This is a genomic window from Bacillus cereus group sp. BfR-BA-01360 (assembly GCF_022663595.1).
Lineage (GTDB): Bacteria > Bacillota > Bacilli > Bacillales > Bacillaceae_G > Bacillus_A > Bacillus_A cytotoxicus.
On sequence record NZ_JAKUFV010000050.1, the window covers coordinates 1 to 5,360 of the forward strand.

A 5,360-nucleotide genomic window follows, 5' to 3' on the forward strand; every position below is an offset into this window, starting at 1 on the left:
CTTCGACACCTTATATTTGTTATCTTGTGGATGGCTCACCCAATATGCCAGCTGATAACAAAGTCTATCACAAAATAAATGATGTAAATATTGAGCTTTATACAACTAAAAAAGATTTGGTTGCAGAAGCCAAGTTAGAAAAAGCCTTAGATGATTATGAGATACCTTATGAATCATTTGAGGCTTTTATTGAGTCTGAAAAATTATTTCAAAAATCTTATGAAGTGAGGTTGATTTAAATGGAAAATAAAGTGTCTTTTGGTTTGAAAAACGTTCGTTATGCAACGTATGAAGTAAAAGATGGTGTGGTTACATTCGGAACACCCATTCCAATGCCTGGTGCGGTTGAACTAACGAATGAGCCGCGTGGTGATTTAATTGAGTTCTATGCAGATGACATGCTTTATTACTCAGCAGATAATAACCAAGGTTACGAAGGAACTTTAAATATCGCTACTATTCCAGAACAATTTGCAATTGATTGTTTAGGGGAACAATTGGATGAAACAGATGGTGTATTAAATGAATTAGCAGATGCCAAAAGTAAACCATTCGCGTTGTTATTTGAATTTGATGGAGATGTGAAAGCAACTCGACATGTTATGTATAACTGTTCAGCAAGTCGACCTAATATTTCATCAAAAACGAAAACAAATTCTGCTGAACCAAATACAAATGAATTGAAATTCGTTGCTAGTCCACTTGTTTTAACGCCTGGTGGGAGACCGATGGTTAAAACGAAGACTACATCTAAAACAACACCAGAAATTTATAATAGTTGGTATGATGCGGTTTATGTAAAAAAGACTGAAGAAAAACCACCAACAACTTTAACAAAAGGAGAATAAGGAAATGGAAAAGACAATTACGGTAGATGGTAAACAAATTCGACTAAAATGTACAGGAGCCACACCAATGCGTTTTAATGCACAATTTGGTAAGGATTATTTTGCTGAAGTATTAAAAGTAGCTGTAATTGGTAAGGAAGGTTTTGCAAGTATGGATCTATCACTTTTAGCAAATTTAGAGACAGAATCGCTATACAATATTATCTATATTTTTGCTAAGACAGCAAATCCAGACATTCCAGATAAATTAAGTTGGTTGGATTCTTTTGATGAGTTTCCTGTATTTGATATTTTTATAGAAATTCAAGATATGATCATGGCCACAATGCAATCTAAAAAAAAGATGTAATTGATGAACAAGAAACAAGTATTGACGAAAGTGAGTTTACAACAGAAACTTTCCTTGCCCTATGCTACAGTTGCAAACTAACAAGAGCTGATTTAGAAGACATGACAATCGGTATGTGTCTAGATTATATAAACGAATATACAAGTATTAGGGATCCTAAAAGCAAGAAACAGTGTACTAGAAAAGCGACTCAAAGTGACATGGATAACTTTTAAAGAAAGGGCGTTACACAAATGTGTGATGCTCTTTTTTATGTTGTAAGGAGGTGGAAGGATGGATAAATCAATCAAAGGTATTACGATTAAACTTGGTGCTGATACAACAAAATTAAGTAGTGCATTGAACGATGTTACAAAAAAATCTGTAAGTCTAGCACAAGAATTAAAAAAAGTTGAAAGAGGATTAAAGCTTAATCCAGGAAACGCGGAGCTTATTGCTCAAAAACAAAAAATATTATCCGAACAAATAGCTAATACATCTGAAAAGTTGAATCGATTAAAAGCAGCTCAAGCCCAGGTCAATCAAAAGTTCGCTGAAGGTAAGATTTCACCGGAGCAATATCGTGCGTTTAATCGTGAAATTGTACTAACACAAGGACAATTAGACGGTTTAAAAGGGAAATTAAATAGTGTTTCAGCAGAACAAAAGAAAGTAGCTGACGCTACAAAACAATTACAAACTTTCTTCAGAGCAACTGGTACTAGTGTAGATCAATTCTCTAATGTGTTAGGTAGCAAGTTAACGAATGCAATAAAAAATGGTACAGCGTCATCGAAACAACTTGATGAGGCCATTGATAAAATTGGTAAGCATTCATTAGGCGCAGGCGCGGATATTGACAAAATGAGAAGAGCTCTTTCTTCTATTAACGATGGAAACTCATTAAATAATATACAAAAAGAATTGCAATCTATTTCAAGAGAAGCCAATAAAACAAAGACTTCTATTAAAGAAATGGGAGAAAAGTTAAGCGGAGTCGGAACAACAATGAGTACGCGTGTTACAGCTCCAATTGTTGCAGCAGGAACAGCAGCCACAGCAGTGTTTTCTAATTTTGATGATGGTATGCGTAAAGTTCAGGCCACAATGGGAAATAAGCTCGGTAAGACTACTAAAGAAGTAGAACAAAACATGAAGGCACTCACTGATGAAGCTAAGCGCTTAGGAAGTACAACAGCTTTTAGTGCTTCTGATGCGGCTGCTGGTATGGAAAAACTAGCACTTGCTGGTTGGGATACAAACCAAATTATGGCCGCAACAGAACCAATGCTAAATTTAGCTAGTGCTGCAGCTATGGATCTAGGTACCGCTGCTGATATTGTTTCAGACACAATGTCTGCATATGGAATGAATGCTAATGAAGCACAAAAAGCGACTGATATATTCGCAAAAACAATGAGTAGTACAAACACAGATGTGGTTATGCTTGGAGAAGCAATGAAATATGTCGGTGCAAATGCTAAAGCGAGTAATATGGATTTAGTACAAACAAATGCAATTCTTGGTACGCTAGCTAATGCAGGTATAAAGGGTTCTTCAGCTGGAACAGCTTTGTCAGCTATGTTACGTGATGTTAAGAAAAATGCAAAAGATGGTGCGATTGCGATAGGAGAAACAAAAGTTGCTGTGTATGACGCAAACGGAAATATGCGTGATATGACTAGCATTTTAGTAGATGTTGAAAAAGCTACTAAAAAAATGAATGGAGCTCAACGAGATGCTGCTCTTTCAGCAGTTTTTGGTGAAGAGGCAATACGAGGGGTAAATACTGTACTCCAAGCAGGAACGAAAAGTGTAAAAGATTTGGAAAAAGAGTTACGCAATAGTGAAGGTACTTCGAAAAGTATGAAGGAGACAATGGAAGGCGGTCTTGGTGGTGCATTTCGTTCTTTAAAATCAGCTGTGGAAGGTTTGGCAATCGCATTCGGTGATGCTTTAGCACCTGTAATTAAATCAATGGCGGAAAAACTAACAGGATTAACACAATGGTTTACATCATTAGATGATTCAACAAAAAAATATATTGTTACCGCTGCTGCAATAGCGGCAGCTATAGGTCCAGTATTGATTATATTAGGAAGTCTAGCATCTTCTATAGGAAAGATCATATCATTATTCGGCATGTTCGGTACAGCCACCGCGGCAGTAGGAACTGTTTCTGGAACAGCTGCTGTAAGTGTAGGAGGATTAGGAACTGCATTTGGTGGGGCTTTATTAGCAATTGCGCCATGGTTAGTTGCAGCAGGAGCTGTTGCCGCTGCTGGTTATGGTATATATAAAGCTCTGAATGAAGAGGCTGTTCCAGCCGTCGATTTATTCAAAGAACGCGTGAATTTAGCAGCTGACGGAACTGTGCAAAGTGTAGATAAGATTTCGGAAAGTACACAAAAAGCAGTAGGCGCTTTTATGGATATGTCACAAAAAACTGGTACTGAGTTAACGAATATGTACGCTACACAAACAGCAATCAATGAAGAAAACATGCCTGTAATTGTTGGGAAATTCGATGAGATGAAAAATCAAATCATTGCAGGTTATGAGCAACAAAAAAATGATTCTATTGCAAAAACAACTGAAATGTTTGCGACAATGGGACAAATTACAGATGAAGAGAAGTCTTCTATCTTAGAAAAAATGAATGGTTTCTATGATCAGCAGAAACAAAAAGCCCAAGATACTCAAAATCAGATTGTCCAAATTCTGAATACAGCTAAAGAACAAAAACGAGCGTTAACTACTGACGAATATAATCAGTTAATGCAATTACAGAGCAATTATCAAAGTGAAGCTGTAAAATCTCTTTCTGCTAATAAAACAGAACAAGAAGTTATTCTTCAAAATTTAAAAGATTCTAAGAGTCGTATGAATGCTGAAATGGCTTCTGATGCGATTCAAAAAATGGAGAAGCAACGCAAAGAAACGGTTGGTAAGGCTAATGATGAATATAACGAAAAAATACGCATCATAACTAAAATGCGTGATGAAATGGGAGTTATTTCTGCTGAGCAAGCTGACACTATGATTGAAAATGCTAAACGACAAAAGAAGGAGGTAGTTGAAAAAGCTAATCAAATCAAAAAAGATGGTATTGATAAATTAAAGGGTTCATATAAAAACTTGGAAGATCAAGTCGATACAAGCACAGGTAATATTTTAACTTATTGGGATAAGGTGAAGCGTTGGTGGGATGGATGGAATCCTACTGCAAAAAAATTATCTGTTGGTGTTGTTAATGGCGCCGCTACTGCAGCAACTGGAGGAAGAGTGCAGTTCTCACCTAGATCGTTAACTACAAGTGTTGATGCTCCTAAAAATTCTAGTGTTCCAATGCTTGCAACAGGTGGACATGTACTTGGTGATGGACAATTTATTGCTGGTGAAAAAGGTCCAGAATTATTTACCAAACAAGGAAATAAAGTTTCTGTTACACCGTTATCCTCAAGAGAAAAATCACTTGGTATTACAGGAGCGATGAATCAGTTATATAGTGATATGAGTCGTGTAATGGCTAGTTCCATGAAGCAATTCACTGGATTGAAAAATCTAATGAGTAATGTCTATGGAAGCATGGCTAGTAGTAGACAAGCAATGATTAGTGATGCTACAAATTCAACTTTTAATCCATCCACATTTAATCCTGGTATAGCTGGGGGAATTCCAAGTGGCGATTTAGTTGTGGAAGTACCAGTTATTTTAGAAGGTAAAGATGTAGCACGCGGTACGTATCGATATACAACCGAATATCAGGAAAGAGAAGCAAAAAGAAACTCAGCCTTTTAGATTTGGGTTTCTTTTATTTTATAGAGAAATGAGGTGTCAAAATGAGTTCTTTTACATTTAACAATCAACGAAAAGACTTTGTTCAAATTGCAAAAGGATGGAAAAGACCTACTTGGGCGCCATTAAAAAGGAATTTTCTAAGTGTGCCAGGATATCCAGGCGCAAGGCTATTAAACACACAAACAGAAATGCGTGTTTTGTCTATTCCTGTAGGAATTATTGTTCCAGATGATACGAATCTAGAGTTATTAAAAGAAGAAATAGCCAAGTGGCTTATTACTGATCATCCGCAAGAACTTGTTTTTGATGTTGAACCAGACCGAACCTATTTAGCTGTTGTGGATGATAGTTTTGATCCGGATGAGTTTGTAACTCTTGGTATG

5 protein-coding genes are annotated in these 5,360 nt (G+C 36.5%); all 5 read left to right on the top strand.

Translation table 11 applies throughout. From position 1 onward, the window contains the following. Positions 1 to 14: 14 nt before the first annotated feature. On the top strand, positions 15 to 239 hold the full coding sequence (locus tag MR056_RS21665; protein ID WP_242136716.1) for a hypothetical protein: 225 nt from the start codon (positions 15 to 17) through the stop codon (positions 237 to 239). Continuing rightward, a complete protein-coding gene (locus MR056_RS21670; RefSeq protein WP_242136712.1) occupies positions 240 to 848 on the top strand; it encodes a major tail protein in 609 nt (202 codons plus the stop codon). A gap of 4 nt (positions 849 to 852) precedes the next feature. Beyond that, complete coding sequence (locus tag MR056_RS21675; protein ID WP_242136713.1) at positions 853 to 1,197, top strand: hypothetical protein; 345 nt, start codon at positions 853 to 855, stop codon at positions 1,195 to 1,197. 273 nt (positions 1,198 to 1,470) lie between these two features. Beyond that, complete coding sequence (locus tag MR056_RS21685) at positions 1,471 to 4,977, top strand: phage tail tape measure protein (protein WP_242136714.1); 3,507 nt, start codon at positions 1,471 to 1,473, stop codon at positions 4,975 to 4,977. Positions 4,978 to 5,018: 41 nt separating this feature from the next. Further along, on the top strand, positions 5,019 to 5,360 hold a 342-nt coding region (locus MR056_RS21690), incomplete at its 3' end, for a distal tail protein Dit (protein WP_242136715.1).

Bases quoted from the DNA above. Each gene is read 5' to 3' on its own strand.
- MR056_RS21670 (WP_242136712.1), top strand. From the start codon at position 240: ATGGAAAATAAAGTGTCTTTTGGTTTGAAAAACGTTCGTTATGCAACG.
- MR056_RS21675 (WP_242136713.1), top strand. From the start codon at position 853: ATGGAAAAGACAATTACGGTAGATGGTAAACAAATTCGACTAAAATGT.
- MR056_RS21685 (WP_242136714.1), top strand. From the start codon at position 1,471: ATGGATAAATCAATCAAAGGTATTACGATTAAACTTGGTGCTGATACA.